Raw genomic sequence first — 15,252 nt, 5'->3', positions numbered from 1 at the left:
ACCCGCATGAGAATCTCCACGCTCCGCCTGCCCGACCGCACGGTCGCCGCCCGACAGGACGGCGAGACGTACACCGAGATCGACGGTTTCGCCGACGTCGGCACCCTCCTGCAGGACCCGAGCTGGCAGCGCGTCGCGGCCGAGGCGGCGGGCACCACGCACGCCGTGGACGGCGCCGACCTGGCGCCGCTGGTCCCACGGCCGGGGAAGATCGTGTGCGTCGGCCAGAACTACCGCCGGCACATCCTCGAGATGGGCTCCCAGCTGCCGGAGCACCCCACCCTCTTCGCCAAGTACGCCGACTCGCTCATCGGCGCCCACGACGACATCGAGCTCCCGCCCGAGGACGCCTGGATCGACTGGGAGGCCGAGCTCGCCATCGTGATCGGCAGGCCCGGCCGTCGCATCGCCGAGTCGGACGCGCTCGAGCACGTGGCCGGGTACACGGTGCTGAACGACATCTCGATGCGCGGGTACCAGTTCCGCACCCCGCAGTGGCTCCAGGGCAAGACCTGGGAGAACAGCACCCCGGTCGGTCCCGCGCTGGTCACCCCTGAGGAGCTGGACGGCGACGCCGCCATCCGCACCGTCGTCGACGGCGAGACCATGCAGGAGTCGACCGTCGCCGACCTCGTCTTCGGGCCGGCGGCGATCATCTCCTACGTCTCCACCATCGTCACGCTCCGGCCCGGCGACGTCATCGCCACCGGGACGCCCGACGGCGTGGGCTTCGCCCGCGACCCCAAGCGGTTCCTGCAGGACGGCAACGTCATCGAGACCTCGATCGACGGTCTGGGCACCCTGCGCAACCGGGTGGTGGCGACCTCCTGACGACGCGCTGACGCGTGGGGGCTGCGCACCCTTCGCGTGACGACCGACGGCGGCTCGCAATCCTTCCGGATGCGGGCCGCCGTCGCTGTTTCCTCGGTGCCCTCGGTGAACAGTTGGTGAATTCGGACGGCTATCCCCATATCTGGCTACCCCCGCGGCCCCGGCCGGGCATACCGTCGAGAGGACCGGGCACCCGTCGGCGCCCGGCTTTCCTGCCCGAATCACGAATATCTGGGGGACAGATGATTCGCCGAACAATTGCCACCGCAGCGATCGCCGCTGCGATCGTCGCGGCGCCGAGCGCCGCCTTCGCCGAGCCCGGCAACGACCCGAAGGGGCCGTGGCACGACCGCCACTCCGCGCCGCGCTTCGGGGGCTACCCCGGGCCCGGCCAGGACATCAACGTGCCGCCGCAGGTGAGCCCGGGCGTGCCGTTCCAGATCACCATCTCCGGCCCGGAGGCCGGCTCGGTGGTCAACCTGCAGGTCATCCTGGTCACCGCCGACGGTGGCAGCGTCGTCGTCGACGGCATCGAGGTGGCGGGGGCCCAGGCGTTCGCGCCGCAGGTGCAGGGCGACGTCGCCACCTTCGACGTCACCCTCAACGAGGCGGGCACCTACAAGCTCGCCGCGCTCGACGCCGACGGCCGGACGGTGCAGGAGGCTGTGGTCACCACCGCCGGCGCCGCCACCGCCGAGGCCGCGGGCACCGACGCCGCCTCGACCGCTGCCGCGGGCGACGTGGCCACGCCCGGTGGCACCCACCCGGTGGCTCTCGGAGCCGGCGGACTGCTGGTGGCCGGCGCGGGTGCGTTCTTCGTCGCGCGCCGGCGCCTCTCGCTCGACTCCTGACCCACCCACGGCGCAGGCCCCCGCGAGCACTCGCGGGGGCCTGCGTCCCGTGCCCGAGAGGACGCCATGCCGCCGCAGAAGCGCATCCGCCGTCGCCGACGCCCCATCGTCTGGACCGCCGTCGCCCTCCTGGCGCTGACGGTGGTCACCGGCGTCGCCCTCGCGCTCGACGCCCGGACCGCGTACGCCCGGCTGACCGCCGTGGCCGAGGGGGCGACGGCGCTGCAGGAGCGGGTCGTCGCCGGCGACGTCGAGGGCGCCGGGGAGCGGGCGGCCCGGATGCGGGCCGACGCCGCGACGGCGCGCGAGGCGCTGCACGGCCCGCACTGGTGGCTGGCGGCCCGGGTGCCCGCCCTCGGCCCCAACGTCGAGGCGGTGCGGACGGTGTCCGTCGTCGCCGACGACCTCGCCTCCGGCCCGCTCGAGGACTTGCTCGGGGCGGTCGCCGCCGTCGACCCCGCGAGCCTCGCGCCGATGGAGGGCCGGGTGGACGTCGCCCCGCTGGCGGACGCCGCCCCGCACCTGACGTCCGCGGCCCAGGCCCTCGCCGAGGCCGACGCGCGCGTGGAGGGCATCGACGCCGCCGCGCTGGCCGAGCCGCTGCGCGACCGGCTCGCCCGCCTCGCCGGGCAAGTGGACACCATGCGGGCGCTGAGCGACACCGCCGCCCGCGCCGCCAGGCTAGTGCCGGCGATGATGGGCGCGGACGGCCCCCGCGACTACCTGCTGCTCGTGCAGAACAACGCCGAGCCCCGCGCCACGGGCGGGGTCACCGGCGCGGTGATCCATCTGCGCACCGAGGACGGTGCGGTCGAGCTGGTCGAGCATCGCGCGGCGGGCGGCTTCGGGAAGTTCGAGGAGCCGGTGCTGCCGCTGACGGACTCGGAGCTGGGCCTCTACAGCCCCCTGCTCGGCCAGTACATGGGGGACGTCAATTTCACGCCGGACTTTCCCCGCACGGCCGAGCTGACCCGGGAGATGTGGCGCCAGAAGACCCGGACCGAGGTCGACGGCGTCCTCTCCGTCGACCCCGGGGCCCTCCAGCACCTCCTCGCCGCCACCGGACCCGTCACCCTTCCCTCCGGTGACGTGCTGACCGCCCAGAACACCGCGCGGACGCTGCTCAACGACGTGTACCTCCGGTTCCCGGAGCCGGCGGACCAGGACGCCTACTTCGAGACGGCAGCCGCGACGATCTTCGACCACGTGCTCGGCGGCGGCGCCGACCCCGCAGGCGTCATGCGAGCGCTGGACACCGCCGCGGACCAGGGCCGGCTGCTGGCCTGGTCGGCGCACGAGGACGAGCAGCGCCTGCTCGCCGGCACCACGCTGAGCGGCGAGCTGCGCGGGCACACCGGGGCCTCCCCCGTGGTCGGTGTCTACCTCAACGACCGCAACGGCGCGAAGATCGGCTACTACCAGCGCGTCGCGGCCGAGGTGGTGGCCGCCGGCTGCCGGCCCGACGGCGCCCGCGAGCTCTCCCTCGAGGTCACCGTCAGCTCGGACGCGCCCGAGAACTACGCGAGCCTTCCGGACTACGTCACGGGCGCGGGCAACTACGTGCCGAAGGGGGCGATGGAGACCACCGTGACCGTGTATGCGCCGACCGGCGGGACCATCACGGACGCCCGGTCGTCGGCGGACGACGCCAGCTACCTCCCCCAGCTCCACGAGGGCCTTGCGGTCGGCGCCTACACGGTGCGGCTGGGCCCGGGCGAGTCGGTGACCCTCGGCTACGACATCGCGCTGGCTCCGGGCCTGCCCGGCGAACTTCTCACCCGGATGACGCCCGGTCCGGCCGAGGACGCGTTCACCTTCTCGACCGCTGGCTGCGGCGGCTGAGACAGCCGCCGGAGCGCCTCGCTCGGGTCACACCTGGAGGGTGACGCCACTCACCCCGCGGGCGGGCGCAGGATCATCCGCGATGCCCCCGGGACAATGGTCCCGAGCACCCGTCCTGCGCGGTTCCCTGTCCGTGCGGGCCCGTCCCCCCGGGCCCGCACCATCCCGGACCGGGAGGTGCGATGGAGCACCACGCCGCTCGGCGGCCGCAGCGCAGACTCCTCGGCGTCGTCGTCGCGACGATCGCCCTGCTTCTCTCCGTGGCCGGGCCGGCCGCGGCGTTCCGCGGCGGGTCGGTGGACGATCCGGCGGCCCGCAACCCGGCCACGCGCGGCCCCACGGGGAAGACCTACCTGCTCAACAACGGGTGGGACGCCGCCCACGACACCACCGTCGTCACCGGCAACCACTACGACCGCGTCTACACCGGCGACTTCGACGGCGACGGCCGGGACACCGTGGTGTACCGCCGCCGCGCCACCTACGCCCTCGGGCGCTGCTACCAGGTCTTCGGCCGGGCCAACGACGAGGCCTTCGTCGGCGACTGGGACGGCAACGGCACCGACACCCTCGCCGTGCGGCGCGGCAACACCATCATGCTCAGCAACACGCCGTGCTCCGGCCGGGCAGACCGCACGATCACCTACGGGCGCGTCGGCGACGTCGTCCTGGTCGGCGACTGGGACGGGGACGGCAAGGACTCCTTCGCCGTGCGCCGGGGCAACGTCTTCTACGTCAAGAACCGCCTCACCGGCCCACCGGAGCTCACGTTCGCGTACGGCCGACCGAGCGACACGGTCCTCGTGGGCGACTGGGACGGCTACGGCCGCGACACTCTCGCCGTTCGCCGCGGCAACGCCTACTACGTGAGGAACGCGCTGAGCGCCGGCCCGGCGAACTTCAGGGCCAACTACGGCCGGGCGGCCGACGCCGCGCTCGTCGGCGACTGGAACGGCGATAATAAGGACTCGCTCGGGCTCCGCCGTCGGGACGCCATCCCGGCACCCCGGAACGGGATCGAGCGCATCGCCGCCGCCTACGGCATGTCGGTCCGCTACTCGCCCCGCCCCGAGAGGTGCTCCCCCACCGCCGCCGGCTGCTTCGGGCTAGACCGCTCGTACATCTGGATCTCGAACACGCGCATGGCGGGCTGGTCGACCGCACGCAAGGAGCACACCGCCTGGCACGAGGTGGGTCACTCGATGCAGTACAAGGCCTGCGGGCGTATGGACCTGCCGCGGCTCGAGCAGCTCGCGAACGCCCTCGCGGACGCGCTCCAGGGAACCACGAAGCCGTGGGTGAGCGTCACCCCGGCGGACCAGAGGAACGCCCGGACGATCCTCGCGGGCCGCTGCCCGTTCTGAGCACCGCGGCTCCGCGAGCGCGGGCCTGTAGGACAGCGGGAGGGATCAGGCCTGGTCCGTGAAGGACGATCCCCACGTGACGGGCTGCGCGGCGAAGCGCTGGTCCTGCTGCCACCGGCCGACGGCGTAGGCGCCGGCCGCGAGCAGCACGGCGCCACTGACGATGGCGGCGGCACCCGAGCCGGCGGACGCGGCGCTGCTGACGATGACCCGCGCCTCGGGCGGACCGGTGGTCAGCCCGTTGGACACGACAGACGCCTCGGCGCCCGCGACGCTTTCGGCCTCGGTGCCCTGGATGGCGACGGCGGACGAGGGGGCGGAGAGGGCGACGACGGCGAGGGCGGACAGCAGCAGCGCGGCCAAGGTGGCGAACGCTCGGCGGCCGTTGGCCCGGACTGACGCGACCGCAATGATCATCTGAACGTCGAACTCCTCAGGGGCACGCACAGGCCGGTTCGCCTGCCAGTCAGGGGGTGTGCGCCGTCGCCGCTGGGCGGCCGTGCGGCACATACCGATTCTACGGACGAAAAGCGTCGGCCGGGAGGAGAAATGAGTCGCAACTTCTGGGAACCGGCCGCCGGAAGTGTGCGGCGTCTCATGGTCGCGCCGAAAAAGAACGATCGCGTCCGGTTAGCATGCCCGGGAGGGCAGATCGCAGGAGGGGGAACGTCGTGCAGCGCATTCGAGGCGTGGCGAGGGACTATGCGTGGGGCTCGGTCGACGCCATCCCGTCACTGCTGCAGACCGAGCCGCCCGGCGGCCCGGTGGCCGAGCTCTGGTTCGGCACCCACCCCGACGGTCCGGCCAGCCTGGCGGACGTCGACGGCGACGTCGACCTCCGCACGCACGTGGCGGCCGACCCGGTCGGAGCCCTCGGCGAGGACGTCGCCGCACGGTTCGGCGCTCAGCTGCCGTACCTGCTCAAGCTCATCGCCCCGGCCCAGCCGCTGTCCCTCCAGGTCCACCCGACCCGTGAGCGGGCCCAGGAGCGCTTCGTCGCCGAGAACGCGGCGGGGATCCCCTTCGACGCTCCGCACCGCAACTACCGCGACGCCAACCACAAGCCCGAGCTCGTCTATGCCCTGACCACGTTCCAAGCCATGTGCGGGTTCCGTGCGCCGCGGCGCGCTGCAGAGCTCCTCGCGGGCCTCGACCCTCCGCTCGCCCAGCACCTTCACGCCATGCTGCGGGCCGCCCCGACGGCGGACGGCGTCCGGGCCGCCTTCACCTATCTGCTCGACACCACCACCCGACCCTCTCCCGAACAGGTTCACGCTGTCGCCGACGCGTGCGCCCGGCGGCTCGCGGACTGGTCACCGTCCCCGCGCGCGGACGAGACGGTGGTCCACCTGGCCGAGTCCTACCCCGGCGACCCGGGCGTCGTCGTTTCCCTGTTGCTCAACCCCGTCACGCTGCAGCCCGGCGACGCGCTGTTCGTCCCGGCCGGAGGCGTGCACGCGTACCTGTCCGGACTCGGTGTGGAGATCATGGCGGCTTCGGACAACGTCCTGCGGGCGGGTCTTACGCCCAAGCACGTCGACGTGGCCGAGATGCTCGAGTGCGTCGACTACGTGGCAGCGCCGCCGATCCGCATCGCCCCCGAGACCTTCCACGGCGCGACGCACATGTTCTACGCCCCGGTCGAGGACTTCGAGCTCGCCGTCACCACGCTCGACGGCGCCGACTGTCACGGCCTTCCGCTGCCGGGGCGCGGACCACGAATCTTGCTGTGCCTCGACGGCCGCATTGAGCTCGAATCGGAGCACGACTCGACGGTGCTGACATGTGGCGACGCCGTCTTCGTCCGTGCCGACGAGGGCCACCTTCACGGGCACGGCTCGGGAACGCTGGTCCAGGCGGACGTGCCTTAACAGCGCCGCTGTGATGAAACAGCGAGGCAGGGCGCCTTCGTGCGCTCAGTAGGCCCCGTCGGGGCGCAGCACTGCTCGAATAGTCTTGAGGATCAAGACTATGTCACCGCTGATTGACCAATTCTCGACATAGCGCAAATCAAGGCGGACACTCTCTTCAATCGAGAGTTCGGAGCGTCCACTAACCTGCCAAAGGCCGGTGATTCCGGGCTTTGTGAGCAGTCGGCGGTGCACGTGCTGCTCGTACTGCTCGACCTCTCGCAATACCTGAGGCCGCGGCCCCACGACGCTCATTGTCCCCATTAGAACGTCCCAAAATTGGGGCAACTCGTCGATCGAGTACTTCCGCAGGAAATGGCCCACACGCGTAATTCGCGGGTCATTCTTCATTTTGAAGAGTAACGCTGTGCCACCCTGCTTGGCGATGAGATCCGCGATGCGCGCCTCAGCGTCAATCGCCATAGTTCTAAATTTATGGATCGTGAACGGTTTACCATACTGACCAATTCGTTCCTGCCGGAATATGACCGGCCCACGATCATCAAGCTTGATCGCTAAGGCGACGAGCGCAAACACGGGGGCGAGCGCCACCAACACAGCGGCCGCAAACAAAATATCCATTGATCGCTTGGCTACAAAATTGAAGCCCGTGTACTGCGGCAAGTCGACGTGGACCATCGGCAGCCCATCTACCGGACTAACGTGCATCCGGGGCCCGGCAACGTCTGTAAGGCGAGAGACTAGAATTAGTTCCACCGAGGAGTTCTCGAGGTCCCACGCAAGGTCCCGAACCTCTCGCCGTGATATGCCACCCGCGATCATTACGGCACCCAATCGCGGATCACGAGCAATTCCAGCTAACTCATCGCGCTCGACGCGCGGCAACCCTTGAAGCAGTGGGTCGTTTTCGGGACCGGAATCCGGTCCCACGATCGCAACTGCTACTGGCTTGTAACCAGACTGAGGCTGGCGGCGCATGTCCTTCAGCGCGGTCAGCACCTCGTCGCGCTCACCCACCAGCACCGTCCCCGTCGCTGCCCTACCGTTCCGTCGCACAGAGGACAGGTACATACGCCATAGCATCCTGCCGAGAAGCAGTAGAACGAGCCCGATGGGCATTGCCGTCACGAAGTAAAATCGGGAGAGTTCAATCTTGAACAGGTACGAAGCAATGGCCACGATGCCGAAGGCGAGAAGCGTTCCGTTGAGCACCCGACGGTACTCTTCCAGCCCTGATCCCACTACGCGCTTACTCCTGGACTCTGTCACCGTGAGTGAAAAAACCCAGATTAATTCGACTGCTACCCCGACGGCCTCATAGGAGAACACTTGCGGGCCGACTGTGACGACCCCCTCGGACGCACCGAACTTCGTGTACTGCGCTGTGAGCAGGGCAACCACGATCATGGCCAGGTCGGTCACGAATATCGCGAACCTGTACTTCTCGTACCACGGAGCGTTAGCTCGACGGGTCCTCAACGGCTCATCGGGCCAGATGCGTCGCGCGGGAAGCGTTTCGTCCGTGGTGCCCACTCGATGATCTCCTGTTTTGTACCTCTCGAACCGAAGCCCGATCGTAGCGGCGACAGAATGGTTCATACCTGACCCCGCTATCGGTCGGGCCCGTCCGGTGAAGTAGTGTCGCAAAAGTAATGGACGGCCGACGCGGACCTACCCAACCGTGGCCGGCGAGTAATCCGCCTGCCACAACGACAGGTAACTACTTCAGCCGAATTTTGCTGTGATTCTCCCTAAACCACTGGACTGTGGAGTGAATTCCATCCTGAAGCGAAATTTCTGGGCTCCATCCCGTCTCTCGCAGCTGAGAGATGTCCAGCAGCTTGCGCGGAGTACCGTCAGGCTTGGAGGTGTCCCATTCGATCTCGCCCACATAACCGACAGCATCGGCCACGATCTCCGCGAGCTCCTTTATGGTGACGTCCTCGCCGGTGCCGACGTTGACCTGCACCGGACCGTCGAAGTGCTCTAGGAGGTGCAGGCAGGCGGACGCCATGTCGTCGACGTGGAGGAACTCGCGCCGGGGCGTGCCGCTGCCCCAGTTGGTGACCTTGGGCGCACCGGAGGCGCGCGCCTCATCGTACCGGCGGATCATGGCCGGCATCACGTGCGACCCTGTCGGCGAGAAGTTGTCGCCAGGACCGTAAAGGTTCGTCGGCATGGCCGAGATCCATGGCCTGCCGTACTGCTTGCGCACCGACTGGATGTGCATGATGCCGGCGATCTTCGCGATGGCGTAGGCATCGTTGGTCGGCTCGAGGTGGCCCGTAAGAAGAGAGTCCTCTCGGATGGGCTGCGCCGCGTACTTCGGGTAAATGCAGGACGAGCCGAGGAACAGCACCCGCTCGACGTCGTACTTCAGGGCCGCGTCGAGAACGCTCGTCTGAATCTGCAGGTTCTCGGACAGGAAGTCGACCGGGTAGGTGTCGTTCGCGAGGATGCCACCCACCTTGGCCGCGGCGAGCACCACGTAGCGCGGACGCGTCTCGGCGAAGAACTCAAAGACCGCGTCGCGGTTCCGCAGGTCGAGCTCGTTCGACCGACGACCGACGAGGTTCGAGAATCCGTTCGCCTCAAGGTTCCGCCAGACGGCGGAGCCAACGAGGCCGCGGTGGCCCGCGACGTAGAAGGTGGCGTCCCGGTCCAGCGGCGATGGCGTGTAGGAGACCGCCATCAGCGCGCCGCCACCGGAGCTGACCAGTCGGGCAGAGCCGGCGTGTCGATCCACGGACGGCCCGCGTGCTCGAGGACCTGGATGTCGGCGTCGACCATGATGCGAGCCAGCTCATCCGTCTGAACGGTGGCCTTCCAGCCGAGTTGGCGCTGCGCCTTGGAGGCGTCGCCGATGAGCGCATCGACCTCGGTGGGACGCAGGTAACGCTCGTCGAAGCGGACGTGCTTCTCCCAGTCGAGACCGGCGTGCTCGAACGCGGTGACGACGAAGTCCCGCACGGTGAAGTTGCCACCGGTGGCGAGGACGTAGTCATCGGGCTTATCTGCCTGAAGCATGCGCCACATTCCCTCGACATACTCCGGCGCATAGCCCCAGTCGCGGATGGAGTCAAGGTTGCCGAGATAGACGTGCTGGTCGAGACCGGCCTTGATGCGGGCGACCGCACGGGTGATCTTGCGGGTCACGAAGGTCTCGCCGCGACGCGGCGACTCGTGGTTGAAGAGGATCCCGTTGACCGCGAACATGTCGTACGCCTCGCGGTAGTTCTTCGTCACCCAGTAGGCGTAGACCTTGGCCGCACCATACGGGGACCGCGGATAGAAGGGGGTCTCCTCGTTCTGCGGCGGGGGGGTCGCACCGAACATCTCAGAGCTTGACGCCTGGTAGTACCGGCAATGAATCCCGCTCATACGCACGGCTTCGAGCAGGCGCATGGCTCCAACACCGGTCGTGTCACCGGTGTGCTCCGGCTCCTCGAAGCTCACACGTACGTGTGACTGCGCGGCGAGGTTGTAAACCTCATCCGGCTTCACCTCGTTGAGCAAGGTGACGAGGCGTGCACCATCAGAGAGGTCCCCGTAGTGGAGGAACATCCGCGCCTCCGGCTCGTGTGGGTCCTGGTACAGGTGGTCAATCCGTGACGTATTGAACGTCGATGCACGACGGATCAGACCGTGAACCTCGTATCCCTTGCCGAGCAGCAGTTCGGCCAAGTACGAGCCGTCCTGCCCTGTGATCCCGGTGATCAACGCGCGCTTGCTCACTACGCCCCCTTCGTCCCCCGACGGTTTGCCCGTCGGGCTTCCATCAGCCAGTACAGCCAGTCCTCGAACTTTTCGATGGCGGCCTGCTCGGACAGCTCTCGCTTGGCAAAGGCACGTCCGCTCGCTCCGAGGGTATCCGAGACTCCTGGTCGGTTACGCAGCTGGATTGCTGCTTGGACAAGAGCCTCCGGGTCACCGGCAGGCACCACGACGCCGGCGGCAGACGATTCAATCTCCTGAGCGGTGATGCTTCCGACGCCAACGGCTGCAAGGACGGGTCGACCACTCGAGTAGTAGGACGTCAGCTTGCTAGGCACAGCGGATTCGTTCAAGCCAGGACGCTCGTTCACGAGTAAAATATCTGCGGCCCGCAATGCTGCGGCATACTCCGCATCGGGAAGTGGTCTGATGAACTCAACGCGCGACGAACCGTCCGCCTCGCGCTGGAGACTCTCCCGCTGGTTGCCGTCTCCTAGGAGAACAAATTTGATTGGAGCGCTCAGGCGATCAGCAGCCCGTGCCGCATCAATGACGTTGCTCAACCCTTGCTTGGCGCCCATATTGCCGGCATGAAGCACGATCGTCACGTCACTGCTCCAGCCAAGAGCGCTCCGAACTTTCTTGACATCGATCTCACGTGGGGGCGCGACATGCGACCAGTTACGGATGGTGCGTACTCTTTCGCCCGGGACTCCTAGAGCGTCAACGACGAACCGGCGGAATCGATCGTGGATTACAGCAATTCCGTCGGCCGGACGGAGAATTCCGCCCTCTATGGCCGCGGCGAGGTTGCCGATCCGTCCCGAACGACCTGCAGTTTCGATCACACCATTGGTATAGAGGTCCTGCACCCATATACCGAGCGCCGGACGCGAGCGCTGGATGCGCACTCGAGCGCCAACTATACCCGTGGTCAATAGTGCTGGACTGAGAGCCACAACAACATCAGGACTACTCCACCGACAAACGGATACTCTAAGACCGAGAAGAGACTCGTACACGACGCGCGTAAGGGCGTTGGGTTTAGACGGTACGTATGAACGTACCCGGACGACGCTCACGCCATCAATGGTCTCCGTACGTCTTCGCGGAACCCCTGGAGCGACACGCCACTCGGGGTAATGCGGGAACGAAGTCAATACACTTACATTATGACCACGCGCAGCCAGCCCTCTGGCTAACCCTGCAGCGTACGGTGCGTTCCCCGTTGGTTCCGGCGCGTAGTAGGCAGTTGCCAGCACGACGGACAGCGGCTTTCTTTTCACGCGCATCTCCACCTATACACCACCCAATCTTTGCAGGGCGGCATTCCCTTTAGTGATCAGCGATTCACAGTCGCGCACATGCCATTTATGCTAGGCAAGGAGAGGCGGCCTTGCATACCGCTCCGCCCCGTTTCAACCAGTAGTGTCGGCACACGAACAGTCTCCCACAAACGGCCGCTTAAGCCTTCGCGACAATGCGGACGTCCCACGGGTAATGCATCGGCGCGTCAGCGGTCGCAGCCGGGCGCCATGGTGGCATCGAATGCTCGGCGCCCTAGTGAACAGCGTCGATCGACGAACCCCGGGTCGCCTTGCCACACCGATCTTACGGCACGACGCCTGAGGCCTGAATCTCACCTCCCGGTCCCCCTCACCGGCTAACCAGGCCTGCCCGCCACACAATCGCGTACCCTTCGGACTGCACGAAGGGCGACCACTTAGTGACTTCTTCGCGGACGGGACTGGTCTTCCCCGGCCGGTCGGCGTACCGACATAGTCTTTCAGCTGCTGCCCGTCAACAGCCACCAAGGAGCAAACCGCATGAGTAGTGAGGGGCGATTACCCATGAGCACCCAGGATAAAGGACCCACAGTCCAAAGGGACCTCGCGGGTTTCACGGGTGCCGGTTACGATAAGGGGCGATCGAAGGCGATTCAAGTTCTTTGGTTGCTTACGTCGGGCGCAGTGTTCACCAGGTGGTGGTGCCCCCGTAGACTCCGTATCGCGATCTTGCGTGCCTTCGGCGCCACGATTGGCGCGAATGCTCTCATACGCCACCGCGTCCGCATTCACTGGCCTTGGAAACTGCACGTCGGCGACAACAGTTGGATCGGTGAGGGTGCATGGATCCTCAACCTGGAACCGGTGACAATCGGCTCCAACGTGTGCATCTCGCAAGACGTATTGATTTGCACCGGCAGCCATCAGATGGATTCGCCGACCTTCGAGTTTGACAATGCTTCGATTTCCATTGAAGATGAGGTCTGGGTGGCCGCTCGTGCCACGATTTTGCGCGGTGTGACAATCGGGCAGCAAGCAGTAATAGGTGCGACCGCACTGGTGACCAAATCCGTGCCAGCAGGACAACTCGTTCTTGCCCCTAAGGCCGTATAGCAAACAAGGTTGGCGTCATTATGCCCAAACGCATCACACTCCAGTACAGCGGAATGCCTGCTTACAGGCAACCCTTCCTAGACGAGCTAGTTCGCCGGCAAACGGCGCAGGACCTTCAATACACCTTCTTGATCGGGGACGCCCAACTTGACCCTACTGTCACTACAGAGGTGACGGGAAGTGAAATTAAGTATGTGCGGAATCGATACTTATTTGGCCGCCGCGCCCTCTGGCAAATCGGCGTCGTACGGGCATGTACCGCATCTGACTTAGCGATACTCGAGCTGAACCCAAGAATCGCAAGCACCTGGACAACGCTCGTCCTCCGCCGACTTGCACGTAAGCCATCTCTTATGTGGGGGCACGCATGGCCTCGAGCCGGCCGGCAGGCGCGCAGCGACGCGCTTCGCAGTCTCATGCGCCGACTGGGCCGCAATGTAGTCACATATACGCACACTCAAGCTGACGAGCTACGCTCAGCCGAGCCGGGTCTAAATGTGTACGTTGCTCCCAATGCAATCGCCCCATCTGCGAACATGCTTCCAATCACATCTACAGGTCCCGACGTGGTTTACAGCGGAAGGCTCGTACCACAGAAGAAGCCTAATCTGCTACTCGAGGGCTATGCGAGAGCGCTTCATATTGAACCGAGCCTGGGCAGGCTGAAGTTTATTGGCGACGGTCCCATGTTAGATGAACTCAAGGCCAAGGCCGAGGTACTTGGCCTCCGAGAACGCGTATCATTTGCGGGCCGCGTCACAGATCAAATGAACCTACGTCAACATTACGGGCTCTTCAGAATTGAGGGTGTAGTCGGGGGGTCAAGTCCGCGGGAGTGGTGTATCGGTCCGGTGATCTCCGGTTCGGTGATCCTTCGTTGTCGGGTCAGGCGCTGATGGCGGCGAGAGGCTCGGTGGTGACCTCCTTGGGGTCGGTATCGGTGAGGAGGGTCAGGCGGGACTTGGCCAGGACGTCGAGGCCGAGGTAGCGGCGGCCCTCGGCCCATTCGTCGTGCTGCTCGGCCAGGACCGCGCCGACGAGGCGGATGATGCTGTCGCGGTCGGGGAAGATGCCGACGACGTCGGTGCGGCGGGCGGATCTCGCGGTTGAGGCGCTCGTTGGGGTTGTTGGACCAGATCTGGCGCCAGATGGCCTGGGGGAACGCGGTGAAGGCGAGGATGTCGGCGCGGGCGGCCTCGAGGTGCTCGGCGACCTTCGGGAGCCGGTCGGTCACGGAGTCGAGCAGCTTGTCGAACTGGGCCTGGACGGCCTTGGCGTCGGCCTGCTCGTAGACCGAGTGCAGCATGGCCTTCACGGCCGGCCAGGACGCCTTCGGGGTGGTGGCCATGAGGTTGGCGGCGTAGTGGGTGCGGCACCGCTGCCAGGCCGCCCCGGGCAGGGTCGCGGCGATCGCCTCCACCAGGCCGGCGTGGGCGTCGGAGGTCACCAGCGCCACGCCGGTCAGGCCGCGGGCGAGAAGGTCGCGGAAGAAGGCCAGCCACCCGGCGCCGGTCTCGCCGGTGGCGACCTGGACGCCGAGGACCTCGCGGTGGCCGTCGTTGTTGACCCCGGTGGCCACCATCACCGAGACGTTGATGACCCGCCCGCCCTCGCGCACCTTCATCGTCAACGCGTCCGCGGCCAGGAAGGTGTACGGGCCGGCGTCCAGCGGGCGGGTGCGGAAGTCGTTCACCTGGGCGTCGAGGTCCTTGGCCATCTCGGAGACCTGGGACTTGCTCAGTCCCGTGATGCCGAGGGTCTGGACCAGCTTGTCCATCCGCCTCGTGGAGACCCCGAGGAGGTAGCAGGTGGCCACCACGGACGTCAGGGCCGCCTCGGCCCGCCGGCGGCGCTGCAGGAGCCACTCGGGGAAGTAGCTGCCCTGGCGCAGTTTCGGGATCGCCACGTCGACGGTGCCGACCCGGGTGTCCAGCTCGCGGTGGCGGTAGCCGTTGCGACGGTTCGCCCGGGCCTCGGACACCTCGCGGTAGCCCGCCCCGCACACGGCGTCGGCCTCGGCCGAGAGCAGGGCGTTGATGAACGTCGCGAGCATGTCCCGCATCAGGTCGGGGGATGCCTGGGCGAGGTGCTCGTGCAGGAAGCGGGCAGGGTCGATACTGGAAGGTGCGGTCATCGCTGTAGGTCCTCTTCGAGTCGGTTGTGAGAGATCACTCGAAGGATCACGCGGTGACCGCACTCGTCTATGACGACACGCTCACCGTGCTACCGATACACCACTCTGCCGGACACCACTAGTCGGGGTCTGAATCCGCCGGCCTCGAGGAGTGATCGGGCGATGTAGTTGGTGAGGTTGCGGAAGCCGAGGGCGGAGCCGCGCAGGTGCTCGAGTCGGCCGTTCATCGCCTCGGTAGGGCCATTC

Annotated in this window: 13 protein-coding genes and 1 pseudogene; 7 read left to right on the top strand and 7 right to left on the bottom strand. The window is 66.8% G+C overall.

What is annotated here, in order from left to right:
- The first annotated feature begins 6 nt into the window (after nucleotides 1-6).
- The 4 genes from ABD774_RS12075 (at nucleotide 7) to ABD774_RS12060 (ending at nucleotide 4,888) form a co-directional block, all read left to right on the top strand.
- Nucleotides 7-831, top strand: coding sequence for a fumarylacetoacetate hydrolase family protein (locus ABD774_RS12075; RefSeq protein ID WP_345041442.1), 825 nt, complete (start codon nucleotides 7-9; stop codon nucleotides 829-831).
- Nucleotides 832-1,073: 242 nt separating this feature from the next.
- On the top strand, nucleotides 1,074-1,682 hold the full coding sequence (locus tag ABD774_RS12070) for a hypothetical protein (protein WP_345041440.1): 609 nt from the start codon (nucleotides 1,074-1,076) through the stop codon (nucleotides 1,680-1,682).
- Nucleotides 1,683-1,748: 66 nt separating this feature from the next.
- On the top strand, nucleotides 1,749-3,524 hold the full coding sequence (locus ABD774_RS12065; RefSeq protein WP_345041437.1) for a DUF4012 domain-containing protein: 1,776 nt from the start codon (nucleotides 1,749-1,751) through the stop codon (nucleotides 3,522-3,524).
- A gap of 182 nt (nucleotides 3,525-3,706) precedes the next feature.
- Entirely contained in the window at nucleotides 3,707-4,888 is a 1,182-nt protein-coding gene (locus ABD774_RS12060; protein WP_345041435.1) for a hypothetical protein, read from the top strand.
- A gap of 45 nt (nucleotides 4,889-4,933) precedes the next feature.
- Here ABD774_RS12060 and ABD774_RS12055 read toward each other — a convergent pair whose 3' ends face one another.
- Nucleotides 4,934-5,305, bottom strand: a complete 372-nt coding sequence (locus ABD774_RS12055) for a hypothetical protein (protein WP_345041433.1) — start codon at nucleotides 5,303-5,305, stop codon at nucleotides 4,934-4,936.
- Nucleotides 5,306-5,559: 254 nt separating this feature from the next.
- Here ABD774_RS12055 and manA point away from each other — a divergent pair, with 254 nt between their 5' ends.
- Nucleotides 5,560-6,759 carry a mannose-6-phosphate isomerase, class I gene (gene manA / locus ABD774_RS12050; RefSeq protein ID WP_345041431.1) on the top strand — a complete coding sequence of 400 codons (1,200 nt, stop codon included), beginning with the start codon at nucleotides 5,560-5,562 and terminating at the stop codon, nucleotides 6,757-6,759.
- 45 nt (nucleotides 6,760-6,804) lie between these two features.
- On the opposite strand, the gene ABD774_RS12045 is transcribed toward manA, so the two are convergent.
- The 4 genes from ABD774_RS12045 to ABD774_RS12030 all read right to left on the bottom strand — a co-directional run bounded on the left by ABD774_RS12045 (nucleotide 6,805) and on the right by ABD774_RS12030 (nucleotide 11,765).
- Nucleotides 6,805-8,292 carry a sugar transferase gene (locus ABD774_RS12045; RefSeq protein WP_345041428.1) on the bottom strand — a complete coding sequence of 496 codons (1,488 nt, stop codon included), beginning with the start codon at nucleotides 8,290-8,292 and terminating at the stop codon, nucleotides 6,805-6,807.
- 187 nt (nucleotides 8,293-8,479) lie between these two features.
- The gene (locus ABD774_RS12040; protein ID WP_345041426.1) at nucleotides 8,480-9,451 is read right to left on the bottom strand and encodes a GDP-L-fucose synthase family protein; all 972 of its coding nucleotides are present in this window, start codon (nucleotides 9,449-9,451) and stop codon (nucleotides 8,480-8,482) included.
- A complete protein-coding gene (gene gmd, locus ABD774_RS12035) occupies nucleotides 9,451-10,494 on the bottom strand; it encodes a GDP-mannose 4,6-dehydratase (RefSeq protein WP_345041424.1) in 1,044 nt (347 codons plus the stop codon). Before gmd ends, ABD774_RS12040 begins: the two co-directional genes overlap by 1 nt.
- On the bottom strand, nucleotides 10,494-11,765 hold the full coding sequence (locus ABD774_RS12030) for a glycosyltransferase family 4 protein (protein WP_345041679.1): 1,272 nt from the start codon (nucleotides 11,763-11,765) through the stop codon (nucleotides 10,494-10,496). Before ABD774_RS12030 ends, gmd begins: the two co-directional genes overlap by 1 nt.
- Before the next feature lie 558 nt (nucleotides 11,766-12,323).
- On the opposite strand from ABD774_RS12030, the gene ABD774_RS12025 reads away from it, so the two are divergent.
- Together ABD774_RS12025 and ABD774_RS21695 are read left to right on the top strand one after the other, a co-directional pair.
- The gene (locus ABD774_RS12025) at nucleotides 12,324-12,872 is read left to right on the top strand and encodes a DapH/DapD/GlmU-related protein (protein WP_486327305.1); all 549 of its coding nucleotides are present in this window, start codon (nucleotides 12,324-12,326) and stop codon (nucleotides 12,870-12,872) included.
- Nucleotides 12,873-12,892: 20 nt separating this feature from the next.
- Nucleotides 12,893-13,768 carry a glycosyltransferase gene (locus ABD774_RS21695; RefSeq protein ID WP_425554538.1) on the top strand — a complete coding sequence of 292 codons (876 nt, stop codon included), beginning with the start codon at nucleotides 12,893-12,895 and terminating at the stop codon, nucleotides 13,766-13,768.
- Here ABD774_RS21695 and ABD774_RS12020 read toward each other — a convergent pair.
- Both ABD774_RS12020 and ABD774_RS12015 read right to left on the bottom strand, forming a co-directional pair.
- Nucleotides 13,758-15,006, bottom strand: a pseudogene (locus ABD774_RS12020) (IS256 family transposase). The gene ABD774_RS21695 and the pseudogene ABD774_RS12020 overlap by 11 nt on opposite strands.
- An 89-nt stretch (nucleotides 15,007-15,095) precedes the next feature.
- A partial coding sequence (locus ABD774_RS12015) for a transposase (protein ID WP_345041677.1) occupies nucleotides 15,096-15,252 on the bottom strand: 157 nt, incomplete at its 5' end.

This window comes from Georgenia daeguensis (genome assembly GCF_039537705.1).
Classification (GTDB): Bacteria; Actinomycetota; Actinomycetes; order Actinomycetales; family Actinomycetaceae; genus Georgenia; species Georgenia daeguensis.
The sequence above is the reverse complement of the archived record's forward strand: the minus strand, read 5'-3'. Positions and strand labels throughout refer to the sequence as shown.

Bases quoted from the DNA above. Each gene is read 5' to 3' on its own strand.
- ABD774_RS12075 (WP_345041442.1), top strand. From the start codon at position 7: ATGAGAATCTCCACGCTCCGCCTGCCCGACCGCACGGTCGCCGCCCGA.
- ABD774_RS12070 (WP_345041440.1), top strand. From the start codon at position 1,074: ATGATTCGCCGAACAATTGCCACCGCAGCGATCGCCGCTGCGATCGTC.
- ABD774_RS12065 (WP_345041437.1), top strand. From the start codon at position 1,749: ATGCCGCCGCAGAAGCGCATCCGCCGTCGCCGACGCCCCATCGTCTGG.
- ABD774_RS12060 (WP_345041435.1), top strand. From the start codon at position 3,707: ATGGAGCACCACGCCGCTCGGCGGCCGCAGCGCAGACTCCTCGGCGTC.
- ABD774_RS12055 (WP_345041433.1), bottom strand. From the start codon at position 5,305: ATGATCATTGCGGTCGCGTCAGTCCGGGCCAACGGCCGCCGAGCGTTC.
- ABD774_RS12040 (WP_345041426.1), bottom strand. From the start codon at position 9,451: ATGGCGGTCTCCTACACGCCATCGCCGCTGGACCGGGACGCCACCTTC.
- ABD774_RS12030 (WP_345041679.1), bottom strand. From the start codon at position 11,765: ATGCGCGTGAAAAGAAAGCCGCTGTCCGTCGTGCTGGCAACTGCCTAC.
- ABD774_RS12025 (WP_486327305.1), top strand. From the start codon at position 12,324: ATGAGCACCCAGGATAAAGGACCCACAGTCCAAAGGGACCTCGCGGGT.
- ABD774_RS21695 (WP_425554538.1), top strand. From the start codon at position 12,893: ATGCCCAAACGCATCACACTCCAGTACAGCGGAATGCCTGCTTACAGG.